At 43.8% G+C, this 22288-nt stretch carries 17 protein-coding genes; 7 read left to right on the top strand and 10 right to left on the bottom strand.

Going from position 1 to position 22288, the window contains the following annotated elements; genetic code table 11:
- Positions 1-19 precede the first annotated feature (19 nt).
- Positions 20-1144 (top strand): alanine dehydrogenase, encoded by a 1125-nt coding sequence (gene ald, locus R7P64_RS20195; protein ID WP_005378241.1) that lies wholly within the window; start codon positions 20-22, stop codon positions 1142-1144.
- Between the two features lie 93 nt (positions 1145-1237).
- On the opposite strand, the gene R7P64_RS20200 is transcribed toward ald, so the two are convergent.
- Both R7P64_RS20200 and cysB read right to left on the bottom strand, forming a co-directional pair.
- The gene (locus tag R7P64_RS20200) at positions 1238-2434 is read right to left on the bottom strand and encodes a methyltransferase (protein ID WP_158156125.1); all 1197 of its coding nucleotides are present in this window, start codon (positions 2432-2434) and stop codon (positions 1238-1240) included.
- Between the two features lie 53 nt (positions 2435-2487).
- Positions 2488-3462 carry an HTH-type transcriptional regulator CysB gene (gene cysB / locus R7P64_RS20205; protein ID WP_005388967.1) on the bottom strand — a complete coding sequence of 325 codons (975 nt, stop codon included), beginning with the start codon at positions 3460-3462 and terminating at the stop codon, positions 2488-2490.
- A 313-nt stretch (positions 3463-3775) separates the two neighbouring features.
- Here cysB and R7P64_RS20210 point away from each other — a divergent pair, with 313 nt between their 5' ends.
- Positions 3776-4540 carry a hypothetical protein gene (locus R7P64_RS20210; RefSeq protein ID WP_005378247.1) on the top strand — a complete coding sequence of 255 codons (765 nt, stop codon included), beginning with the start codon at positions 3776-3778 and terminating at the stop codon, positions 4538-4540.
- A 97-nt stretch (positions 4541-4637) separates the two neighbouring features.
- Positions 4638-5408, top strand: coding sequence for a tRNA isopentenyl-2-thiomethyl-A-37 hydroxylase MiaE (gene miaE / locus R7P64_RS20215; protein ID WP_047100806.1), 771 nt, complete (start codon positions 4638-4640; stop codon positions 5406-5408).
- A 125-nt stretch (positions 5409-5533) separates the two neighbouring features.
- Here the strand turns inward: miaE and R7P64_RS20220 are convergent, their stop codons facing one another.
- Positions 5534-7162: a methyl-accepting chemotaxis protein gene (locus R7P64_RS20220; protein WP_318119144.1), complete on the bottom strand. Its 1629-nt coding sequence runs from the start codon at positions 7160-7162 to the stop codon at positions 5534-5536.
- A gap of 155 nt (positions 7163-7317) precedes the next feature.
- Positions 7318-7584: a hypothetical protein gene (locus tag R7P64_RS20225; protein ID WP_025766895.1), complete on the bottom strand. Its 267-nt coding sequence runs from the start codon at positions 7582-7584 to the stop codon at positions 7318-7320.
- Between the two features lie 291 nt (positions 7585-7875).
- Here R7P64_RS20225 and R7P64_RS20230 point away from each other — a divergent pair, with 291 nt between their 5' ends.
- A complete protein-coding gene (locus R7P64_RS20230) occupies positions 7876-9204 on the top strand; it encodes a sphingomyelin phosphodiesterase (RefSeq protein WP_318119143.1) in 1329 nt (442 codons plus the stop codon).
- Entirely contained in the window at positions 9201-10157 is a 957-nt protein-coding gene (locus R7P64_RS20235; RefSeq protein WP_318119142.1) for an ATP-dependent dsDNA exonuclease, read from the top strand. The genes R7P64_RS20230 and R7P64_RS20235 overlap by 4 nt, the downstream gene beginning before the upstream one ends.
- Before the next feature lie 84 nt (positions 10158-10241).
- On the opposite strand, the gene trpS is transcribed toward R7P64_RS20235, so the two are convergent.
- On the bottom strand, positions 10242-11264 hold the full coding sequence (gene trpS / locus R7P64_RS20240; RefSeq protein ID WP_213973500.1) for a tryptophan--tRNA ligase: 1023 nt from the start codon (positions 11262-11264) through the stop codon (positions 10242-10244).
- Positions 11265-11865: 601 nt separating this feature from the next.
- Between trpS and R7P64_RS20245 the strand changes: the two genes are divergently transcribed.
- Positions 11866-12822: an AEC family transporter gene (locus tag R7P64_RS20245; RefSeq protein ID WP_005388415.1), complete on the top strand. Its 957-nt coding sequence runs from the start codon at positions 11866-11868 to the stop codon at positions 12820-12822.
- Between the two features lie 44 nt (positions 12823-12866).
- Here R7P64_RS20245 and R7P64_RS20250 read toward each other — a convergent pair whose 3' ends face one another.
- The 4 genes from R7P64_RS20250 to R7P64_RS20265 all read right to left on the bottom strand — a co-directional run bounded on the left by R7P64_RS20250 (position 12867) and on the right by R7P64_RS20265 (position 19917).
- Positions 12867-13322, bottom strand: coding sequence for a MarR family winged helix-turn-helix transcriptional regulator (locus R7P64_RS20250; RefSeq protein ID WP_017635039.1), 456 nt, complete (start codon positions 13320-13322; stop codon positions 12867-12869).
- Between the two features lie 187 nt (positions 13323-13509).
- On the bottom strand, positions 13510-16671 hold the full coding sequence (locus tag R7P64_RS20255) for an efflux RND transporter permease subunit (protein ID WP_005378264.1): 3162 nt from the start codon (positions 16669-16671) through the stop codon (positions 13510-13512).
- A 2-nt stretch (positions 16672-16673) separates the two neighbouring features.
- A complete protein-coding gene (locus R7P64_RS20260; RefSeq protein ID WP_005388411.1) occupies positions 16674-17813 on the bottom strand; it encodes an efflux RND transporter periplasmic adaptor subunit in 1140 nt (379 codons plus the stop codon).
- Between the two features lie 466 nt (positions 17814-18279).
- A complete protein-coding gene (locus R7P64_RS20265; RefSeq protein WP_104978955.1) occupies positions 18280-19917 on the bottom strand; it encodes a methyl-accepting chemotaxis protein in 1638 nt (545 codons plus the stop codon).
- A gap of 774 nt (positions 19918-20691) precedes the next feature.
- Here R7P64_RS20265 and R7P64_RS20270 point away from each other — a divergent pair.
- Positions 20692-21681 (top strand): Solitary outer membrane autotransporter beta-barrel domain, encoded by a 990-nt coding sequence (locus R7P64_RS20270; protein WP_025766900.1) that lies wholly within the window; start codon positions 20692-20694, stop codon positions 21679-21681.
- Between the two features lie 5 nt (positions 21682-21686).
- On the opposite strand, the gene R7P64_RS20275 is transcribed toward R7P64_RS20270, so the two are convergent.
- Positions 21687-21935, bottom strand: coding sequence for a hypothetical protein (locus R7P64_RS20275; RefSeq protein ID WP_005378271.1), 249 nt, complete (start codon positions 21933-21935; stop codon positions 21687-21689).
- Between the last annotated feature and the right edge of the window lie 353 nt (positions 21936-22288).

Consider the following 22288-nt stretch of genomic DNA (forward strand, 5'->3'; position numbering starts at 1 on the left):
TATAGAAAGAGGATACAGGATGATCATTGGCGTACCTAAGGAAATCAAGAATCACGAATATCGTGTTGGTATGATCCCAGCTAGCGTGAGAGAACTCATCTCACATGGTCACCAAGTTTTAGTTGAGACCAATGCAGGTGCCGGCATTGGTTTTTCAGACGATGATTACATCGCTGTCGGCGCATCCATTCTCCCTCATGCTGCTGACGTATTTGCGCAAGCAGACATGATTGTAAAAGTAAAAGAACCCCAAGCAGTAGAGAGAGCAATGCTCCGCGAAGGGCAAATTTTATTTACTTATTTACACCTAGCACCAGATTTTCCACAAACTGATGAGCTAATCAAGAGCAAAGCTGTCTGTATAGCCTATGAGACTGTAACAGATAATATGGGTCGTTTGCCACTGTTAGCACCAATGTCAGAAGTGGCAGGTCGGATGTCTATCCAAGCTGGCGCGCAAACGTTGGAAAAATCGCACGGCGGTCGTGGTCTACTCCTAGGCGGCGTACCTGGTGTTGAACCTGCAAAAGTCGTTATCGTTGGTGGTGGCGTTGTTGGTGCAAACGCTGCTCGTATGGCGGTTGGCCTTCGCGCTGACGTCACTATTCTAGACCGTAACGTAGACACACTTCGTAAGCTTGACGAAGAATTCCAAGGTCGCGCAAAAGTGGTTTATTCTACTGAAGACGCTATCGAGAAGCATGTTCTAGAAGCGGACCTTGTTATCGGTGCCGTTCTAATTCCTGGCGCAGCAGCACCTAAACTGGTCACTAAAGAGCACATTGCTAAGATGAAGCCTGGTGCGGCAGTGGTTGACGTGGCAATTGACCAAGGCGGTTGTTTCGAAACTTCGCACGCGACAACTCACGCAGATCCAACTTACATCGTTGATGAAGTGGTTCACTACTGTGTAGCAAATATGCCTGGCGCAGTTGCTCGCACTTCAACATTTGCACTCAACAACGCTACACTTCCATACATCGTGAAGTTAGCAAATAAAGGCTACCGCGAAGCACTTCTAGAAGATAAAGGCTTCCTTGAAGGTCTAAACGTTATTCACGGAAAAGTAACGTGTAAAGAAGTAGCAGAAAGCTTTGACTTGGAATACGTTGAACCAACTCAAGCTATCGCTATGTTTAATTAATGACAAAATAAAACATAACTTGTCACGTTTTGTTTACAAAAGCCCACTCATAAGTGGGCTTTTTCATATAGAGCGTTTGGCTATAAAGAATAACTAAATCTTATATGCACAAATTAAAATATTTCTAGGCGTGACCGATTTAGGGCAAAACTCTGACAATCTAACACGGTAACCACGTTCTTCAAGATAAAGCACTTTGTCTAATGCGAGCCAGATCTCCAACGGACGTTGAAAAACAAGTTGCACTAAGCTCATTCTCTCCATTTGCCAGAAGCGTTGTTCGCTTAACTTTTCAAAATGAGAGAAATCGATTTCTTGAGGAAGAACAATGCCTTTTTGCTCCGCTGCCCAGCGACATAAGGCTTCAAAACCATCACTTAATTGCGACTTACGGATACTCGGCACAGGCTGATACTCTGCCATTCCCAAAGCTTGTCGCGTGATCAAATCAAACCCAAGACGAAACATCATTTCCTGCTGACGATGACGACGCACGCGCTCTCCTCCCGTCACCGTTTGTTGTAATGGGATACGCAGTTCTTGCTTAGACAATGAGAGAGAAGAAGCCCTGCCCGATTCCGACATCGGCTGGTATTGTTCCGACTGAATCAAGTGGTAACAACAAGGTGATATGGTCATCGCAGCAATCCCATTTTCACTGCCGTACTGCATTAGACGAACGTGAAGGTCACCGCATGCATGCAGTGCTACTGCGTGTTGCGTTGGCTTAAACACGGCTTTCGCTTTGCTATCAAACGCGTCGCCTTGAATAAACGTCATCTTCCAATGATGTTCATTGGCTGCTTGTTGCCCCGAATCGCACAGTGCTTGTTGGTATTCAAAGCTGGTTACAGGCTGATCGGTTTGCGTTGTCAGGATTCGCCCCAAGTAACCTTTACCTGAGCACCATTCTAGCCACTCTTCGCCACAGTGTTGTTGAATTGCAGCTTCACCCATCGAGCTAATTTGCTCCAACTTACGTCCCGGAATACCGTTATCTAAACCACGAGCGAGTTCCAAGCCGTTTAACGACAAAAGCTCTAAATGAGTCAGTTCTGCGAGTTGTTCAAGCTCAGGCAAAAACGGACTAAGTGCTTTTAACGCGAGTTCTGGTGCTGCTTTGTATTCTTCGATTTGAGAGGGAGTAAGAGACGCTAGCCATTGGCACAGTCGAGGATGTTGCTCCTGCCAAGGTAATGATGTGTGAATGCTGCTTTTAAAAGGCTCGAATCGCCACAAAGATTGGTTTTCGATTAAGCAGTCATTAATAAACTGAAATTGCGTTTTCATAGCTCCCCCTACAACGAGCGCATTGTAGAGGGAATCGAAACATCAATGAAGTGTTATCTCACCGGAAGCTCGATGTCTTTAAACATCTCTTCGATTTCTGCATTAGACTTCAACGAAATCGCCTGCTCAACCACTGGACGCGTTAAGTGCGGTGCAAAACGCTCCATAAAATCGAACATGTAAGAGCGTAAGAATGTACCACGGCGGAAGCCGATGCTCGTGGTGCTCGCGCCAAACAAATGGCTCGCATCTATTGCAACCAAGTCACCGTCCTGCTCTTCATCCACAGCCATGCTTGCAATCACACCCACACCAATACCCATACGAACGTAAGTTTTAATGACGTCTGCATCAGTTGCCGTGAACACCACTCGCGGGGTTAAACCTTCGCGGTTGAATGCTGTATCCAGCTCTGAACGGCCAGTAAAACCGAACACGTAAGTGACTAATGGGTAAGCGGCAAGATCACTGATCGTTACTTTGTCTTTCTTCGCTAGTGGGTGGTCTTTAGGCACAACTATTGAACGATTCCAGTGATAACAAGGCAGCATGATGGCATCTTGATATAAGTGAAGCGCTTCTGTCGCAATCGCAAAATTCGCTGTGCCTTTAGCTATCGCCTCAGACATTTGTGATGGTGTACCTTGGTGCATGTGTAACGACACTTTTGGATAACGAGAAGTAAAACCTTTGATGACATCTGGCAGTGCATAACGAGCCTGCGTATGTGTCGTGGTGATATTCAGCGTCCCCATTTCTGGATGGGTGTGCTCTCCAGCCACCGCTTTGATACTTTCTACACGAGCGAGAATTTCTTGAGAGATACGTACAATTTCTTCTCCAGCTGGCGTCACTTGCGTTAAGTGCTTACCGCTACGTTCAAAAATCTGAATGCCTAACTCGTCTTCCAGCAACCGAACCTGTTTACTGATACCTGGCTGAGAGGTATATAAGCTTTCCGCCGTTGCAGATACATTCAGATTATGGTTTACAACCTCAACAATATACTTCAGCTGCTGCAGTTTCATCGTAATCCCTTACTTATTCATGAGAGAGTTTATTGGCCACTCAAGCGAGCGATATAATAATTAGTTATAACGCGTTCAAATCGAAATGAACAGCAATTTCTAACTTATACCTCAATCACATACTAATAATCTTCAAGCAAGAAACAATATGCACAAAGTTGAGCCAATAAATGACCGAAGTTCTATGATGTGACTTCTATCAGTAACTAAAACGTGGGAGAGACAAAATAATCAAACAAATAAGGTGCCGAGTAAGATAAGATTCATGTATTCTTTAACGCTAGCCGCAGAAAAGTAAAGCAGACGCAAAGATATGAATATTGGTTTAATAATCGCTTTGGTAGCCATCCTACTGGTGTTAATCCTAGGCTATAACATTATGTTGCAATATAAGGTTAAAGTTGAAACCGCAAAAAGGCAGGAATCAGCGCGATATGTAGCCTTGATAGATGGTACTGAAGAGTTGATTGGTCATGCGCACCATATCCCTTTTAGTAAAGAGCTGTTGCTGTGTCTAAACAATCGTATTCTTGACGCGCTAGAGAGCATGCATGAGCTGGACCCGAAGAACAAGCAACTTGCTCAACGTATCGAAAATATGAAGCAGCAGATTACGCAGCTAAAAGAGAATGGCCCTACTGGCGAGAGTACCACTTTCAAGATGCCGAGTAGTGATAAACAAGCTATCGTCATGCTTAAGCTGGTCAAACGACTTCGCGACACTATCCGTAACGAGCACAACAAAGGCCGATTGGATACCCAGACTTACGTCACAGAAAATGCGCGCTTGGAAACGATGCAAATTCGCATCAACATTGAAAATGTCATCAAAAGAGCAAACGACTCTATCGCTCGTGGCCAACCAGGCACCGCGCTTCAACTGCTGCGTAAAGGTATCGATGCTTTGAGCACTAAGAGCGATCCTTATTCTATTCAAGCGAAACAAAAGCTTGAAGAGATGTTGGGTGACTTAGATAAAAAGCGCCAAGATAAAAGCGATGCTGAAATGCAGCAGATTGCAGACAAAGAGCGAGACAATGACATGGAAGCACTCTTCGGCGAGAAGAAAAAGTGGTAACATTCACTTCAGGTCAAGAAAGGCTGCAATTGCAGCCTTTTTTCTATCCGCAAGACAACGGATATGCCCAATAAAAATGTGAAGTACTAAAACTAAAATGATGAATCTAGACGCCTATCAAGATCTTCTTGCTCCCATTAACCAATTTCTGCAATGCAGTACACCTGATGAATGGGTAGAGGAAGCAAAGAAACCAGAGAACCTTCAAACCATTTTGTTAGACCACCTACTGTGCGAGCTAAAAGCTGGCCAATCTGCCATGTTTTTAATTCGTAAGTATGCCGTTGATCAATCCAGTTCACATGCTCTACTTGACTGGTTTAAGCCCTACGAAGATTTTGCTTACCGTAACGTAGGCTCATTGGAAACTTTAAAAGGCAAGAGCAATATTTCTAAGGCAATCATGGCTAAGTCCGACTCACCATACAGCCAAGATTTGATCGATAAGATGGTGCTTTTGATAAAAGAGGAGTTACACCACTTTTATCAAGTTTTAGAGATCATGGAAAGTCGTGGAATTGAGTATAAAAATATTCCAGCAAGTCGCTATGCTAAAGGACTGATTTCGCATATGAAGACTCATGAGCCGGAAACGCTGATCGATAAACTCATCATTGGTGCGTACATCGAAGCCCGATCTTGTGAGCGTTTTGCCAAACTAGCACCACATATGGATGACGATATCGCAAAGTTCTACATTTCTTTATTACGTTCAGAAGCACGCCATTACCAGGATTATCTTGTATTAGCGGAGCAAATCGCAGGCAAAGATATCAGCGAGCGCATCGCCTACTTTGGACGTATCGAGGCAGATTTAATTTCTACGCCAGATACAGATTTTAAGTTTCACAGTGGTATTCCAGCCTAGCGAGCATATTCTCCCAAGGTTGAGCATACTCTGAACTTATATAGACAGAGAATAAATAAGCCGGACATTTCGTCCGGCTTATTTTTTGTGGCAATGAGGTTAGGAATAAAGCTGAAACACAACAACTAGAGCTGGAATGAACCCATTCGAGTTTTCAAGTTGTGCGCTAGGCTACTAATCTGCTGACAAGCCACAGCCGTTTGTGAAGCTCCCTCAGCCATCTCTGTTGAAGCACTATTAATATGCTCCACACTGCGATTCAGCTCTTCGGATACAGAATTCTGCTCACTGCACGCCGTTGCGATTTGTGTGCTCATTTGCGCTATGTTATCGACAGAATGTTCAATTTCTTTTATCTGGCTATCAGCATCATTAACTTGCTCAACACACTGAGAAATACCCTCCTGACAATCACGGCTTGAATGCCCTATTTTACTGCTGCTCTCTTGTAGCTGATTAACAATTTCCACAATTTGTGAAGTGGAGTCTTGAGTGCGTTGCGCCAGAGAACGAACCTCATCTGCCACAACAGCAAACCCACGTCCTTGTTCACCAGCCCGAGCGGCTTCAATTGCGGCGTTCAGTGCTAACAAGTTTGTTTGCTCGGCAATCCCGCGGATCACATCGACGACCACATTGATATTGTTTGAGCTCGATTCAAGCTCACGTGCCAGTTCATCTGATTCTTGGATCGTCTGTGATACACGCTCAATTACTGCGATAGTTTGTTGTAACGTCGCCGTTCCTTGCTTTGCCACTTCCGCAGCCGAATAAGCAGAGGTTGCGCCAACTTCGGTATTTTGTGCCACTTCACTTACAGCAGCTTGCATCTCTGTCATCGCAGAAGCCACCGAGCTAAGTTCAATTTGTTGATTTTGCATACCAGAGGCGGTCTGAGAAGAAATAGCACTCACTTCCTCTACTGCTGCCGTTAGCTGAATCGTTGAGTCATTAATCTCAGAAACCAACGAATGTAAGTTTGTTTGCATACCGACAAGCTCTTTGAGCAGCGTTCCTAACTCGTCTTTGCTCAATTCGCTTTCGTCGATTTGATTATTCAATTGACCCTTGGCGATTTTGGAAGCGAATTCCAATGCTCGATCAACAGGCCCGCAGATGACTCGAGAAAGCAGCATGGCAGACATTACCATGACCAATGCGACGACAAGCGCACCAACAGCAGCGCTGTATTGTGTAAATGCCGCTTCACTTTGTACTTCTTCGCCAATCAAATTCACCAACTCATCGTTCAACGCGAGGGTATCATCCAAGCTGCTCAACGCTTTTGAGTAGGTATCGAAACTTGATAAAATTACATCATTTGCACTTTCAGCATCGCCTTGGCTTAGCAATACGTTGTAAGTCTTCGTTTCTTTGATGTATTGATTCCAAGTTTCTTTAAAAACACTAAAGGATTGCGTTTCACGCTTATTAAGGTCGAGCTTTTCGTATTCTGCAATACCAGCCTGCACAGCAGAACGCCATTGGTCGAGGCCTTTTAACCACTCACCAATTTTGGGGTGATTTGCGTTTGGCAATAAAGAGAACTCATCTTTACGCACTTTAGTAATATCAACTTGGATACCTTTCAAAATCGCAACAGAAGGTAAACTTTTATCTGTTAACACTGAGATGTCTTTATTCAGTGTTAACAAACCTTGCACCAACATTACTGACACTAAACCAAACACGGCAAAAACGGTTAAATAACTAACCGATATTTTCTTTACGACACTTAAGTCTTTAATACGCATGCACTTTCTCCCCGCAGCCTTTCCAAACCTCTCACTTAAGTGAAAGCTTAACCTCTAAAACACACTGTTTTTTGCGCTCGATATCATTGAACGCTCTTATATACATCGGCTTGAGAGATCAAATCTTGACCAGTAATTGATGGTTTTATCACATGCTATTTTAGAGATAGGCTCGTATGCTCCTTATTGTGTCTACATCTTTTCATGAGCGCTTCTCGGCGCAGATCCAAGATCTCATCGATGAGCTTTTCTTTCGCGTTTATCCCAAAATGCTGGGCATAATTTTTTACTTTTGCTATCTCATTAGGCTGCAAGCGGTACACCTCTTTCTTTAAACGCGCTTCTGCTTCACTTCTAATCAGACCTTGCTCTTGTAACAATTTAATGATGGTTTCATCGGTTGGATTTACTGCTCTAGCCATGGTGCTCCATCTATCAATTTGAGTTCTAGCCATATGGCTAGATGAATGACGCCGCACAACTTATAGAGCAAAGATGACAGCTTGATTGCAGTGAATGCAATTCGTTGACTGTTGGTATTATTTTCCACCGCTTCAACGGCAACACACTCAATACCTCCACCCTCACCATTGAATAAAGATCACATTCTGATAACAATTTTCAGCACTGGCTTAGATGTCATCCATATTTAACGTGCAAGTAACATTTATAAACAAGAATGATTACTCTAGTTCAAATGATGGAAAAATAAGATGAAATTTTCGCTGTGGAGCCTTTTATTAAGTAGCTTGATAGCGTTACCCAGCATTGCAGATACCGACGTTTACCTAACGAATAACTCTGATCAACCGTTAACTATTCAAGTAAAACATGAAGGTAGTGATTTGCTTCAATACGGAGAAGATTGGCAACAACATGTGCAGGTACTTGGTCCGTGGGAAACTAAATCTGTATTAAGCTTCAACCGCTGGGAGGGCGTGAAATCAAATCAAACTTACCGTTTTGAAACTGTGGTTTCTAGCCCCGAAGGTGAAAGCATAACACTCAATCAAATAATGGAAGGCCATTGGTACAATTCGACCATTGAATACGGCTTATCCGCAGCCGATGTCGAGTTATCTCTCAAAGATGATCGTAACATTCATCGTGCCAACACTAACGCTTTTGGTACGAGAGAAACCGAACTGGCATTTAAGTCAGACAGTACCGCTCGATATGATGATCTTTACTACACCATCACGCCAAGCAAGGTAGCGGAGTCTGTCGACAACGAAGAACAAAACCTTAAGTTGATGACTTATAACATCTGGGCGTTGACGGCTATTGCATCGCACATTGGAGATCGTTACGAACTGATTCCTCAACATGTAAAAGGTTACGATGTTTTGGCGCTGCAAGAGGTGTTTGCCAGCGGTCGTGAAGCATTCTTACGTGAGTTAGCCAAGGAATATCCTTACCAAACAAAGATGTTAGATAAAGAAGGCGTTAATATTCATGATGGTGGCGTAATCATAGTTAGTCGCTACCCTATCGTGAATGAAGCGCAATATGTCTTTCCCGATTGCTCTGGTACAGACTGCTTTGCCGATAAAGGCGTAAATTATGCGGAAATAATTAAAGGTGGTCAGGCTTACCATGTGTTTGCTACCCATACCGCATCTTTCGATACAGACACCGCTCGTGAGTATCGTCAGCGCCAGTTCAAACAAATCCGCGCACTCGCCCAATCTCTTAACATTCCTTCAAGCGAAACTGTGGTATACAGCGGCGACTTTAACGTCAACAAAAGAAAGTTCCCTGGTGACTACCAACAAATGATCGCTAACTTAAGCGCCATAGAGCCTCAGTACTCTGGTTACACGGAGTCAACCTTTGATCCCCGTATCAATAACTTCGCAGGTGAAGCGTTATCAGGTGGCGAAAACGTGGAATACCTTGACTATGTTATGGTGAGTAGTGAATACGGGGTGAAATCATTCAATGACAACCGTGTAGACGTGCCGCGCACAACCGCAGAGAGTTTATGGAAACACTACAACCTTTCTGACCATTTCCCAGTAAGCGCAACAATCAAGCCATGAAGAAAATCGCTTTGATAATCATGTCCGCCATTATGGCGGGCATGATATTTTTAACTTTCAATCACGATGTTCAAAAAGAAGAGCTCGCTTCCTCTCCTTCCCCTAAGACAAAAAATCAGAGTGTCTCCAGTACATCACCACAAACAAGCAGCATCGTGCCCGATACGGATACTTCACCACAAACAGCTAAGCTCCCTTCCACAGTTCAAATAACGACTGAGCGATTAACTCAACTCAAAGGCAGGAAACTTGTCGCTGAACTTGAGACGTTTTGGCATGAGTGTATGTTGAACCGTAGTTGTGAAGAGCAGATCGCCTTGTTTGAGGCGCATTTATCTTTAGCTCGATTCCAGCTTTTGGCGAACTACCCTCAGCTCAGCAGCCAATGGCAAGAGAGTGTAGGAAATTTGTTATTTGATGAGCAACAATCACTGGCATCGCGTATTGCACAGCTGAAGAACGAAGCAAGAAGCATCTGGGGAGAATTGGCTGATGTTGTTTTCGCGGATGAGTTCGCGCTGTACGATTTCAACTTAGAAGCCCAAAAGCTGGACACTCAAAGCCCAGATAACTTTTTGCGAGCTTTCGAGCAACTCACCATTGACTGGCAAGAACATGCAGGTGCTATCAGGCTAACAAGCGACCAGGAAAAATATGAGCGTGCGGTCACCCTGATTCCTAATAGTATAAGCCTACCAGATCGCTTGGCGATGATCGCAGAGCTAGAACGAACTTACTTAACGAAAGAAGAAAGTAAAAACATTCATGCTCGTCAGCAGCAAATTACAGAGCAAAAAAAACAAGTCAAAGATTATCAACAAGCATTACAACAACTTGAGTCCAAGCTAAGAACGCAAAGAGCTTCTAGCCATTCAAATTTGTCAGAACCGGAATGGCAAAGCTATTACCAACAAGAAGTCGCGGATTTTCGTCGTGAATTTTTTTCTTCTTAACAATGCGCTTTGACTGACTGGGAACTTAAAAAGGCACGTTGCTAACCAGCCGTCGTGCCTTATGTTCAACTCTCTACTTTTAATTCAGAACAAATTTAAACCAAATACATCTTTCACATCAAATAGCACTTTTTCGGTTTTCTCGCGAGAACGCTCACTACCTTGTTTTAAAATATCAATCAACTGCGCTTTATCATTCAAATACATAGCGCGCTTTTCTCGAATAGGGCGAAGCATCTCTTGTAAGCATTCTTCTAACACTTTCTTGGTCAAACCATCACCTAACCCACCTCGTCGATAATGGTCTTTTAGCTGTTCGACATAATTTTTATCAGGATGAAAAGCATCGAGGTAGATGAATACAATATTCCCTTCGACTTGGCCAGGGTCCTCAATTTTCAGATGATTGGGATCGGTATACATAGATTTCACCGCCGCAGAAATCTCCTTTTCAGACGCCCCTAGGTTGATTGCATTCCCCATGCTTTTAGACATCTTATTTTTGCCATCAGTACTCGGCAAACGAGGTGCATCGCTAAGTAATGGACGGCATTCTCTAAGAACCTCTTTTCCACCCAGATGGTTTATTTTTCTCACGATTTCATTAGTTTGCTCTAACATCGGCAGTTGGTCATCACCCACTGGTACTAGCGTCGCATGAAACCCCGTAATATCAGCAGCTTGAGAAATTGGATACGTTAAAAAGCCTGCGGGAATAGAGCGTTCAAAGCCTTTACTTTGAATCTCATTTTTAACCGTGGGGTTTCGCTCTAATCGTGCGATAGAAACAAGATTACTGTAATACATTGTCAACTCGGCTAACGCTGGAATTTGAGACTGCAACGTGATCGTAGTTTGAGTGGGGTTGATACCAACAGCCAAATAATCTGCAACGACATTGAGAATATTAGAGGATACCTTTGATGGGTTATGCGCGTTATCCGTCAGCCCTTGCATGTCCGCAACCAAGATCGTTTGCTCGTGCTCCGTTTGCAATTTGACTCGTTGTTGCAATGAACCAATATAGTGCCCTAGGTGTAATGGACCTGTTGCTCGATCTCCGGTAAGTATAATTTCACGCTGAGATGTATTTTTATGGCTATTCATATTTGTCTCCAAGTATTTAATAGATCGCTACTGGAGATAAAAAGATCAAACACTCTTAGCTACCATCCAGCAGCTTAAGAATGTAAGTATTCCGCGCCGCTCTATTTAGAGCGCCACCAAGAGAAGGTTGTTAATGAAGGGCGAACGTGTATTTTCATGTTTTTTAAACTAACAGCACATACCGCAGAACTCAATCTGTTTTGTACTGAATTAGTGTGAGTGTTCCAACAGCCAATTAATAGGATTACATTGGTAAAGACATCGCAATGACCAAAACCGCACCAAATACCGAACCAGAGACAAACGCACACAGTACAGTTTTGTTGTGTTTCCTTTTCATTGATGAACTCCTATCCATAACTACGATGACCAGCCCTCACATCTAATACGCATGTGGATGCATCACGACAATGAGTTAACCAACATATCGCACGTAGGACCAGTACCGCTTTGTTAAATTGGGACCTCGTCCATAACTTGGAGTGTAAATGACTCCGGAACCTACAACAGAAGAAAATTTCATCACGTTACTGTCCTACCCTCCGGGTTTGTGGCTTAATAGGCAGCAGGAACACTTTTTTCTTTTGCTGCGGATACTTACATGGAAGCTGTTTTACATCAGTTGCAATTCTCTTTGTCGATAACCGGACCTATCTGTTTGATGTTGGTACTTGGCGTTCTTTTTAAGCGCTTTGGTCTAATCAACGATAATTTTATCGAAGTAGGCTCTAAACTGGTGTTTCAAGTTACCTTGCCTGCAATGTTATTTGTCAGCATTGTGGCTTCAGAACACGACTTTTCCGCGGCAAGTGGATTCGTCAATTTCGGCGTCATCGCTAGTATTTCGTTTTTCATTTTCACCTATCTTTCCGTCAAACTTCTATTCAAAGCATCGCCTGATCAAGGCGTTCTCATCCAAGGTGGGTTCCGAGCAAATACAGGTATTATTGGCATCGCTTACGTTGCCAATGCGTATGGTTCTCAAGGTGTGGCGTTAGCGGCTCTCTATGTCGCGGTCACCACATTTATTTATAACGTCCAAGCGGTAATTTGCTTATCTCCCAAAGGAGCAACGTCTGCCTCGCAAGCAGCAAAGATGATGGGCCGAACACTGACTAGGAATCCACTCATAATCTCCATTGTTCTAGGAATGGCTTTTTATTTACTCGCTATTCCAGTACCGAATGTGGTTATTGACGCAGGAGACTACTTGTCCAAAATGACATTGCCTTTGGCGCTGTTGTGTACGGGTGGCTCACTTGACTTTAGCTTGATGAGAAAAGAGAAAGGTCCATCTTGGTTTGCGAGCAGTTACAAGCTCATCGTAGCGCCAGTCATCATCACCATGGGAGCGTACTTAGTAGGATTTCGAGGAATTGAGCTAGGTATTCTTTTCTTTATGAACGCCTCTCCAGTCGCTGCTGCCAGCTATGTCATGGCGCGTTCCATGGGAGGCAATGCCACGTTAGCTGCAAATATCATCGCACTCACTACGGTGCTTTCTACCGTGACCTGTACGTTGGGCATCCTATTTCTTAAGTTCTACAACTTAATATAATTGGTCTGCGATAAAATAAAGACGCTAAACGGCATTGATGTCAGTTACTGGTCGTGATTCGCAAAAGTGAGCTTTCTTACCAGACGAAAAAATTCACTCGCTTCAGATTCCGACAAACAAGAAAAAAACTCTTTCTGTAAATTCGTCATGATTTGATGAACTTGCTTTAAAGCATTTGCCCCCTCTTTTGTCATGCTTAGCATTTTAAGGCGCTGATTCGATTTACTTTTAGACACTTGAACAAACCCTCTCTTTTCCAGATTGTCCACCATCCGCTTTGCTACACTTCGCTCAGTTCGAACCGCATCAGCCAACGCTTGCTGGCTCATAGGTTGAAATTCTTCTAAAGCGGCCAGTGCACTTGCCATTTCTAGTGTCATCAAATTTTGCCGAGAGAGCTCAGCTTGGGCACGATTGCGGTACATGCGCTGCATCACACCGCAGACAAACATAGGGCTTTGATCCAAAACGGAAATTGGGGAAATTTTCTGATCTTTCATCGTCGTTTTTCTTCTTTAGGCTTTCATTCGGCCGAAAAGGCTGTGCTGATACTGCACACAACACGCCGTCTTTCAGGCTCGCGTCATAAACGGTAACCACCAAGTGAAAACATAAAATAAAGAGCGCCGAAGCGCCCTTTAATCGTGTTTATTATCACTAGTATAACTCAGTTAAAACAACCAAGTCCTACTCGCTTTGCTGAGTGGGTTTAGTGCTGGTCTCAGACAACTCTGCCTCCGACTCTTTTCTCGCACGTCGATCAAACAATCGCTCAACCACTACAAAGAAGATTGGGACGAAGAATATACCCAATATCGTGGCACTGATCATGCCACCAAGTACGCCGGTACCTACTGCGTTTTGACCTGCCGATCCCACACCTGAACTGATAGCAAGTGGTACCACACCCAAACCAAAAGCAAGCGATGTCATGATAATTGGGCGCAGACGAACGCGAACAGCATGCAGGGTTGCTTCGATAAGCCCAGCGCCTTTCTCATAGTAGTCCTTTGCAAACTCAACAATCAGAATGGCGTTTTTGGTTGCCAAGCCGACCGTAGTTAATAAGCTCACCTGGAAGAACACATCGTTATCCATACTGCGCGTCATTACCGCAAGCACAGCACCAAGCACACCAAGAGGAACAACTAACACCACGGCGAAAGGTACTGACCAACTTTCATACAAAGCGGCAAGAACTAAGAATACGACAAGGATAGATAGCGCATATAGCATCGGCGCTTGGTTTCCGGAAAGGCGCTCTTCATACGAAATACCATTCCAGTTCACCGTGAAACCTTCTGGTAGCTTTTCTACCATTGCTTCAATTTCTTCCATGGCTTCACCAGTACTTACACCAGGAGCTGCACCGCCTTGAATATTCATTGCTGGCAAACCATCAAAGCGCTGCAAAAGAGGAGAACCATATGTCCACTCGCCACTCGCAAAAGCAGAGAAAGGCACCATCTCTCCCTTAGCGTTGCGTACGTACCATGAATCGAAGTCTTTTGGCTGCATGCGGTATTCCGCATCACTTTGCACCATCACTTTCTTCACACGACCGCGATCAATATAATCGTTAATGTAAGCCCCGCCCCATGCAGCTGACAGGATTTGGTTTACGTCATTGATACTGACATCCAAAGCACGAAGTTTGACGTGGTCAATGTTCACTTTGTACATTGGCGCATCTGCCTGACCGTTTGGACGAACACCGACAAGTTTCGGGTTTTGTGCTGCCATGCCCAGAAGTTGCCCTTGAGCCGCAACTAATGCATCGTGCCCTTTATTCAACGAGTCTTGGAGATAGAAATCGAAACCTGTCGAGTTACCTAGCTCTTGAATCGCTGGAGGGGCGAACGCAAACACCAAAGCTTCTTTAATGGTAGAGAAGTACCCCATCGCTCGGCCCGTAATGGAAGCCGCATCAGCGCCAGGCGCTTCACGCTCAGACCAATCTTTCAGACCGATAAATGCCATCCCCATGTTTTGGCCTTGGCCTGCGAAACTAAATCCAGCAACGGAGAAGACGGACTTTACATTGTCTTTTTCGTCTACTAGGTAAAAATCACGCATTTTCTCAAGTGTTTTTTCCGTCTGTTCTTGTGTTGAGTTAGGCGGCAAAATAGCCATTGAGAATACTGTGCCTTGGTCTTCATCTGGCAAAAATGACGTTGGAAGGTTCATAAATAACCAGCCAGCACCTGCACTCATTGCCAAAAATACAACCAACATGCGACCTGTGCGTTTTAGAAGTTTGGCAACGCCGGTTTCATAGCCTGCTGTCATCGCATCAAACTTGCGGTTAAACCAGCCAAAGAAGCCTTTCTTCTCTAGAAGCTCAGCATCGCCTTTTTTCAGCAACGTAGCACACAATGCTGGAGTCAGAATTATCGCAACCAAAACGGAAAGCGTCATAGCCGCCACAATAGTTATTGAAAACTGACGGTAAATAACCCCGGTAGAACCAGACATAAACGCCATAGGGACGAATACCGCTGAAAGCGTCAACCCCACACCAATCAGGGCACCAGTAATCTGTCCCATCGATTTTTTGGTCGCTTCTTTGGGCTCTAAACCATCTTCATGCATCACACGCTCGACGTTTTCTACCACAACGATGGCATCATCCACCAGCAAACCGATAGCCAGAACCATCGCGAACATGGTTAACGTGTTTACACTAAATCCAGTCGCATACAAAATAGCGAAGGTTCCTAGCAATACGACAGGCACAGCGATCGTTGGAATGATCGTCGCACGGAAGTTCTGCAAGAACAGGTACATGATTAAGAACACAAGAAGAATGGCTTCTAACAGCGTTTTAACCACTTCTTGAATCGAGGCTTTGACGAATGGCGTTGTTTCAAATGGGTAAGCAATCTGCAGCCCTTCTGGGAACGTTGCACTCAGTTGTTCTAAACGCTCTTTTACCGCATTGGCTGTCTCAAGCGCGTTTGCGCCAGTACCTAATGAAATACCTAACCCCGATGCTGGGAAGCCATTATATTGGCCTCGAATATCGTAACTTTCTGCACCACGTTCAACACGAGCTACATCTTTCAAATAAACATTCGAACCACTGGCGTCAGACTTAAGAATGATGTCTTGGAACTCTTCCACACTGCTCAAACGACTTGCAGACGAAATCGTTGCATTCAACAACTGGCCTTCCTGCGCAGGTGCTGCACCAAGTTGACCTGAAGAAACTTGCGCGTTCTGTTCACTGATCGCGTTCGCTACATCGATTGCGGTCAAGTTGAACTGCGTAAGCTTAAATGGATCCAGCCAAACTCGCATCGCATACTGCGCACCAAACGCCTGCACTTGTCCTACGCCAGTTACACGACTTATCGGGTCTTGAATATTCGTTACAACAAAGTCGCCGATATCGTTTTCTGTAAAGTCTGGATCTTCAGAATAAACTGCGACAACCATGAGAAATGCCGTATTGGATTTATTTACGACAATACCTTGGTTTTGTACCTCCATCGGTAATGAAGTCAATGCCAATTGCAGTTTGTTCTGCACCTGTACTTGCGCGATATCAGGGTCAGCTTCGCTATCAAACGTCAGGGTAATTGTCGCATTACCAAATGCATCACTGCTCGATGATAGGTAGCGAAGGTAATCTAATCCCGTCATGTTTTGCTCGATAACTTGCGTTACCGAGTCTTCAACGGTTTTTGCTGATGCACCTGGATAGCGAGCACTGATGGTGATCGTCGTCGGTGAAATCGTTGGGTATTGCGAGACGGGTAAATTGAATAATGACATTACCCCCGCCAACATCGTTAGAATCGCGAGAACCCAAGCAAATACCGGACGATCGATAAAAAATCGTGCCATGATTACTCCTGTTCACCGTTTTGGATAGTTACCGAACTGCCTGGCCCTACCTTTTGTAAACCGGCGGTAATGACTTTATCACCCGCGTTCAAACCATCAATAATGCGCCATTGGCTATTGATCGCTTCGGCAGTCTTCACTGGTTTCGCTTCCACTTTGTTCTCGCCATTAACCGTCATCACTGTCGCTTTACCTGTCGCATCACGAGATACCGTATTTTGTGGTATTAGAATCGCATCAGGGTCGACACCAGTAATGACCGTCGCACGAACAAACATTCCAGGTAGCAACAAACCGTCAGGGTTTGGGAATTCGGCACGAAGCGTCACGCTGCCCGTACTTTCGTTCACATTAACCTCAGTAAATTTCATTGTGCCTTTGTGTTCGTAAGTGCTGCCATCTTCAAGCATCAATGTAACTTGCGCAGAGTCATCTTCTTGCATATGGCCTTGGGAGAGTGATGCTTTCAAACGCAGCAGTTGCGCGGATGATTGCACAATATCAACATTGATAGGGTCAAGCTGCTGAATGGTCGCTAATTTGGCAGCTTGATTAGCCGTAACCAACGCACCCGCTGTCACACTCGATTTACCGATCACCCCGCTAATCGGAGCTTTGACTTGCGTATAATCTAAGTTGATTTTTGCTGTGTTGATCTTGGCTTTTGCGACTAAGACCTGCGCTTTCGCTTCTTTGTATGCCGCTTCTGCTTCATCCAAGTCTTGTTGGCTGATGGATTTTTTGGTGATCAAGGTTCTGTAACGCTTCACCGTGGCATAGGTCGACTCTGCCGCAGCTTGCGCACGGATTAATTCCGCTTCAGCGCTCAGCAAATCCGCCTGAAATGATGAATCATCAATTTGATATAGCGACTGCCCTCGTTCAACAAGGCCACCTTCAACAAAATTTCGCTCCGAAATAATGCCAGTGACTTGCGGACGAACTTCTGCTTCTTTGAATGCTCTGCTACGACCCGGCAACTCTACTGTCAATGCTTGGCGCGTTGGCTGCACTGTTAACACTTCGACTTCGGTTGCGGGCGCAGGCCCCCCACCTTGGCTCGATCCTTCTTCGCTAGGTTGACATCCAACCACAAAAAGGCTCGACGCAATCAGCAGAGATAGCGTGGTTTTACGTCTCATGAATTTTTCTCTCTTATCTACCGACAAGCCTTCAAGATTCCTTATTAAAAGCTTCTAGAATGACTTAATAATGACTAATGGATGTATATCCAGAACAAATTAATTAGGATGATAAATACCCAGTGTTGTACATACAACAAAATTTACAGTTCTATACGCTTACGAAAAACGTTTATGGTAAAGGTGTTATGAAGTTCTCAAATTTGAAGATTTTGGGTTGGAAATCACATTTTCCTGTGTGCAATTGCAATAGTTAAAAAGCAGCAAAAGTGATGATAAAAGCATCATCACGCTGTACAGAGTTTGTTACCGCTGTCTAGGGTTATTTGCCCACTCTGGTATACGAACTAAAGTGAGAAAGGAATGTAAATATAGTCGAAATTTCACAAGTCAGGTTCGCCACTTATCTAAAAAATAACCCGCTAAGAAGCGGGTTATTTCGTCAGTGAGATTGCTGTTCTCAAGCTTATACTTTGAACTGACTGACCTGATGATCTAAACGTTGAGTTTGCTCTGACAACATGGCTAAAGAAGCTTGCGCTTGGTTTACGATTTCCACAATTGAAGTGCTACTGTCTGCAATGCCTTGTACGTTGCTATTTACTTCGTCACTTACTGTACTTTGCTGGCTCGCAGCCGTTGCAATGTGTGTATTCATCTCGTTCATACGTGAAATCGCGTTCAAGATTTCAGAAAGGGATTCACTCGCTCGGCCAGCGGACTTGATCGTTTCATCACTGCTATTTTGGCTACCGCGCATCACTTCTACAGCTTGTCCTGCACCAGATTGTAGCTTTTCAATCATGGTTTGGATTTCTCCCGTACTCTGTTGCGTACGACTGGCTAAAGAACGAACCTCGTCCGCTACCACAGCAAAGCCTCGCCCTTGCTCTCCAGCGCGAGCCGCTTCAATGGCTGCGTTAAGCGCTAATAAGTTTGTTTGCTCGGCAATACCACGAATTACATCCAGTACGGACGCAATGTTACTCACATCATGATCCAATGTGTTAATGACGTGGCTTGCGCTTTCGATTTCACTTGCGAGGCTACGAATTGAGCTAACTGTTTGATCCAAAATAACATTGGTATTGGTAAGTTCATCATTCGCTGTTTGGCTCGCAACCGCAGCTTCGTTAGCGCTATCGCTTACATTTCTGCTGGTGACTTGCATTTCATGCACTGCCGCCGCTACCGCCTCGCTATCTTTTTGCTGAGAAACGGTCGAGTTCGCGATGGTCGTGGTCAACGAGCTAAGATTTGCCATTTCGTTACGTAAAGTATTTGAGCTTTCAATTACCTGAGCGACTGTCATTTGAATTTTGGACACAAACTGGTTAAATGCGTCTGCTAAATTGCCAATTTCGTCTTGTGTTTTTACATCAATTCGCTGACTTAGATCACCTTCACCGGACGCAATTTCTGTCATCGCATTTTTAATATCATTGATAGGCTTCACAACCGTTTGTAACAACAAAAAAGCCATCGCGATAGCGGCAAAAATAACAATCACAATGCCAGCCTCAAGAATGAGTTCTGCTCTTGTTGCAGCCGCTGATATTTCGCCCTTCAACTGGCTTTGCTTTTCTTCTATTGCATCTTTTACAACGTTAAGCTGCGCTCTAACCTCGATAAATTGGTCTTCAAAGGTATGTTTGTGCTCGTTGTAGTAACCACGCCATTGAGATTGAGGTAAACGTAGCATCGCTTCATAACTTGCTAACCATTTTTCACCCAAAGAGACAAGCGTTCGAACTTCATTACCATGTGTAGAAGGCATCACACCGGCTTGTGATAGCTCAATCATTTGTTCCATACGTGGTAGTGCTTTGTAGGCGTTGTCTTTGTATTCACCGATGTGATGATCAATATCGTTTTGAGTATCAGAAAGTGCAACACCTTGGATTGCAGATGTTGCTTGGTAAAGATCGCGATAAGCATCCTCAATCGTTAATAAGTTCGGCACGATCTGTTCGTTGAGTGTCTCACTCAATTCAGATTGCTTCCAACTTGTCATAACGTTTAATACAGAGCTCACAATAAACAATCCAATAATCAATGACAGCGGAATCACTATCTTCTGCTTGATCGTTAAGTTCTGGAACATGAATAGACTCTCTTTATTTATGGTATACAAACTGCCGGAAATTATATCAAACAAATAGAGTATACTATTAGGTAAAAGAGGCTATTCAACATGAAATCTAATGACTTTTTGACAAGGGTTCTAATTTCAACAATTAGTTGATTTTATACAAAATTTAACAAAGAGATCTTTTCAAAATATGCAAATTAAAATGCTCTTTCAAAACGAAAAATATGTAACAGAAAGTGAATTAAAAGGGACCACATTTTGAAGAATAGATCGAATCAATGATTTACTGAGAACACATACAAAACACAGTTCTTGGATTGAGCACCACCGCGGAATATGCAAAGGTCCGAACATTTCTTCTAAAGCTCAAAAAAACCATTGTTTATCTGACGTATTTAAGGGTACTCCTTGATGATGTTAGTCGTGATGTTGGCAGACAGGATGCTTACAAGTTTTCGAAGTTAACCAGTAGCACAGTGAACGATTCAGATTTTCTTGAGCGCCAAGGCAATAAAAAAGTTTGCTATTTTCCTCTCAAGAGACGCATTAAAGAAAATAATGCAACCTAGTCACAAAGTCTTGCTACATCTTCAGAAAAGAATGATGTTGCTAAACAAATCTGGTGCAGCATACACATTGAAGCTAAACTCGTTTAAGGAACTTTTTCATATCAATATGAGAAAACATAGATTTCTCAAAGTTACACCGACCATTCAACGATTAAACTAATGTTAGCGTACCGGTACGTCCAAAAACTCCATGCATGAACCATTTGAAAGAGCCAAAATGTTCCAACCCAACTTCGCCTCAGTGGAGTGGCGAGTCGTTTCGCTCGCTCTCCTACTCTCTCTTCCTAACACAGCTCAAGCGGATCCACTAGATAAGGAAATTAGCAACCTTCTCCAACAACGTTTTTCTATCGCGGTTTTGCTGTCCGACACTGACGCAATTGCGTTTGGTATTGGCGACTTTGATCCGAATGCATTATTTGATACCGCCAACCCAGAGTTCGGGACTGACGAGTCAATCAATGAACGTCGAAGCAAATCCGTATATGTTCTCCCTTACACGACTAACTTTGACATAGAGGGCAGCGAGGACTTACATGAGCTGTCGTTTAAGGCATTTACGATACAAACAGAGAATGATCTCAAACTATTCGGCACAAGTAAGGATCTTCTCAAGGAAAGGACATACGGTGCATCGATTGGTTATGGGTATCTATACAAAGCAAGTGAAAACGTCACCCTTAGCACCAGAACGACGACTCACCTTATGCGTTATAAAAACTCATTCTCTACCGATAATAAACTTTCATCCATCATTGGAAGAATCCTAGACGGCCGTGCCGTTAACGTTTCAGCATGGGCGGCAATAGTTCAACCATCCATTAAAGCCAAATACACGTCTCCCACAAGTTGGGGGAAATGGCATGCCAGTTCGACATTGAATTCATTCATTGGGCACAGCTGGGGAAGCGCAAATAACGGCAATATAGGCAACCCTAAAGGTTGGTACCTATCTAATGAAATCACCGGTTACTACAATATTTATCACGGTGAGCAAGCTTTATTTACTGGGATTAAAAGAGTCGACCTTTCGCATGATTTAAGCGACGAACTTGGAAGTCCGCATTACTACGAAGCTTCTATAGGATGGCTATTTTATGCACCAAAGCCCTTTGATTGGTTGGACAATTTCGGCATAGGCGTTAACTTCAACTACGGCTCGACTCTCAGAGGTGGCAGCATTCAACTTTACTACAACAAACAATAAAGCCGTCAGTACAGGAACCAGTTGGTAGCATATATAACAAGAAGAACGAGAAGACACAAAAGGAATGGCAGAGTTAGCGTCTTCGCAAACTTTTTCATGAGACTTGGGTTATCAAACACCACACCTTCCGCTTCTCTTACCCTTCGCTCTTCGTCAAAATGCCATTTAATGGCTAAGTAGGCTCCTATCCCTAATACAATAAGCTTAAAAGCTCCAGCAAAGTAAGGAAAGAAATTAGCCCAACTGTCGTTCATTATCCATCTCCATCAAATTCAATATCAGCTTTGCGGTGGCAGAATCCAAGATTCATGTAGAATGCCCCCCTCAAAGTCAGACTCTCTGGCTAGCGTCAGTCTACTGCTCGAGATAGCTGTCCACAACTCTCTTTACCATATCGGCATTTATTAATTATTTAATAAATAACAAGAAAGACACTAGCACACTTGCTGAAAAGTAAGTGTCAGTTTGGATTGAAACTCATCAGGAATCGAAAATGGTCCACAGTCGACTTGTTGATCTAGTGAAAGCCGAATTACCTAGCTTTAAATCGTTCGCTAGTATAAAAATGTAGCCTATCGCACTTCTGGTCGAGTCCTAACAAACTTAT

Source organism: Vibrio sp. 2304 (assembly GCF_033339475.1).
Taxonomy (GTDB): domain Bacteria; phylum Pseudomonadota; class Gammaproteobacteria; order Enterobacterales; family Vibrionaceae; genus Vibrio; species Vibrio alginolyticus.

What these genes read in the sequence shown, in the direction of transcription:
- trpS (WP_213973500.1), bottom strand. Translation starts at nt 11,264, where the DNA reads ATGAATAGCCATAAAAATACATCTCAGCGTGAAATTATACTTACCGGA.
- ald (WP_005378241.1), top strand. Translation starts at nt 20, where the DNA reads ATGATCATTGGCGTACCTAAGGAAATCAAGAATCACGAATATCGTGTT.
- R7P64_RS20225 (WP_025766895.1), bottom strand. Translation starts at nt 7,584, where the DNA reads ATGGCTAGAGCAGTAAATCCAACCGATGAAACCATCATTAAATTGTTA.
- R7P64_RS20235 (WP_318119142.1), top strand. Translation starts at nt 9,201, where the DNA reads ATGAAGAAAATCGCTTTGATAATCATGTCCGCCATTATGGCGGGCATG.
- R7P64_RS20275 (WP_005378271.1), bottom strand. Translation starts at nt 21,935, where the DNA reads ATGAACGACAGTTGGGCTAATTTCTTTCCTTACTTTGCTGGAGCTTTT.
- R7P64_RS20220 (WP_318119144.1), bottom strand. Translation starts at nt 7,162, where the DNA reads ATGCGTATTAAAGACTTAAGTGTCGTAAAGAAAATATCGGTTAGTTAT.
- cysB (WP_005388967.1), bottom strand. Translation starts at nt 3,462, where the DNA reads ATGAAACTGCAGCAGCTGAAGTATATTGTTGAGGTTGTAAACCATAAT.
- R7P64_RS20260 (WP_005388411.1), bottom strand. Translation starts at nt 17,813, where the DNA reads ATGAGACGTAAAACCACGCTATCTCTGCTGATTGCGTCGAGCCTTTTT.
- R7P64_RS20245 (WP_005388415.1), top strand. Translation starts at nt 11,866, where the DNA reads ATGGAAGCTGTTTTACATCAGTTGCAATTCTCTTTGTCGATAACCGGA.
- miaE (WP_047100806.1), top strand. Translation starts at nt 4,638, where the DNA reads ATGATGAATCTAGACGCCTATCAAGATCTTCTTGCTCCCATTAACCAA.
- R7P64_RS20255 (WP_005378264.1), bottom strand. Translation starts at nt 16,671, where the DNA reads ATGGCACGATTTTTTATCGATCGTCCGGTATTTGCTTGGGTTCTCGCG.
- R7P64_RS20200 (WP_158156125.1), bottom strand. Translation starts at nt 2,434, where the DNA reads ATGAAAACGCAATTTCAGTTTATTAATGACTGCTTAATCGAAAACCAA.
- R7P64_RS20265 (WP_104978955.1), bottom strand. Translation starts at nt 19,917, where the DNA reads ATGTTCCAGAACTTAACGATCAAGCAGAAGATAGTGATTCCGCTGTCA.
- R7P64_RS20270 (WP_025766900.1), top strand. Translation starts at nt 20,692, where the DNA reads ATGTTCCAACCCAACTTCGCCTCAGTGGAGTGGCGAGTCGTTTCGCTC.
- R7P64_RS20250 (WP_017635039.1), bottom strand. Translation starts at nt 13,322, where the DNA reads ATGAAAGATCAGAAAATTTCCCCAATTTCCGTTTTGGATCAAAGCCCT.
- R7P64_RS20230 (WP_318119143.1), top strand. Translation starts at nt 7,876, where the DNA reads ATGAAATTTTCGCTGTGGAGCCTTTTATTAAGTAGCTTGATAGCGTTA.
- R7P64_RS20210 (WP_005378247.1), top strand. Translation starts at nt 3,776, where the DNA reads ATGAATATTGGTTTAATAATCGCTTTGGTAGCCATCCTACTGGTGTTA.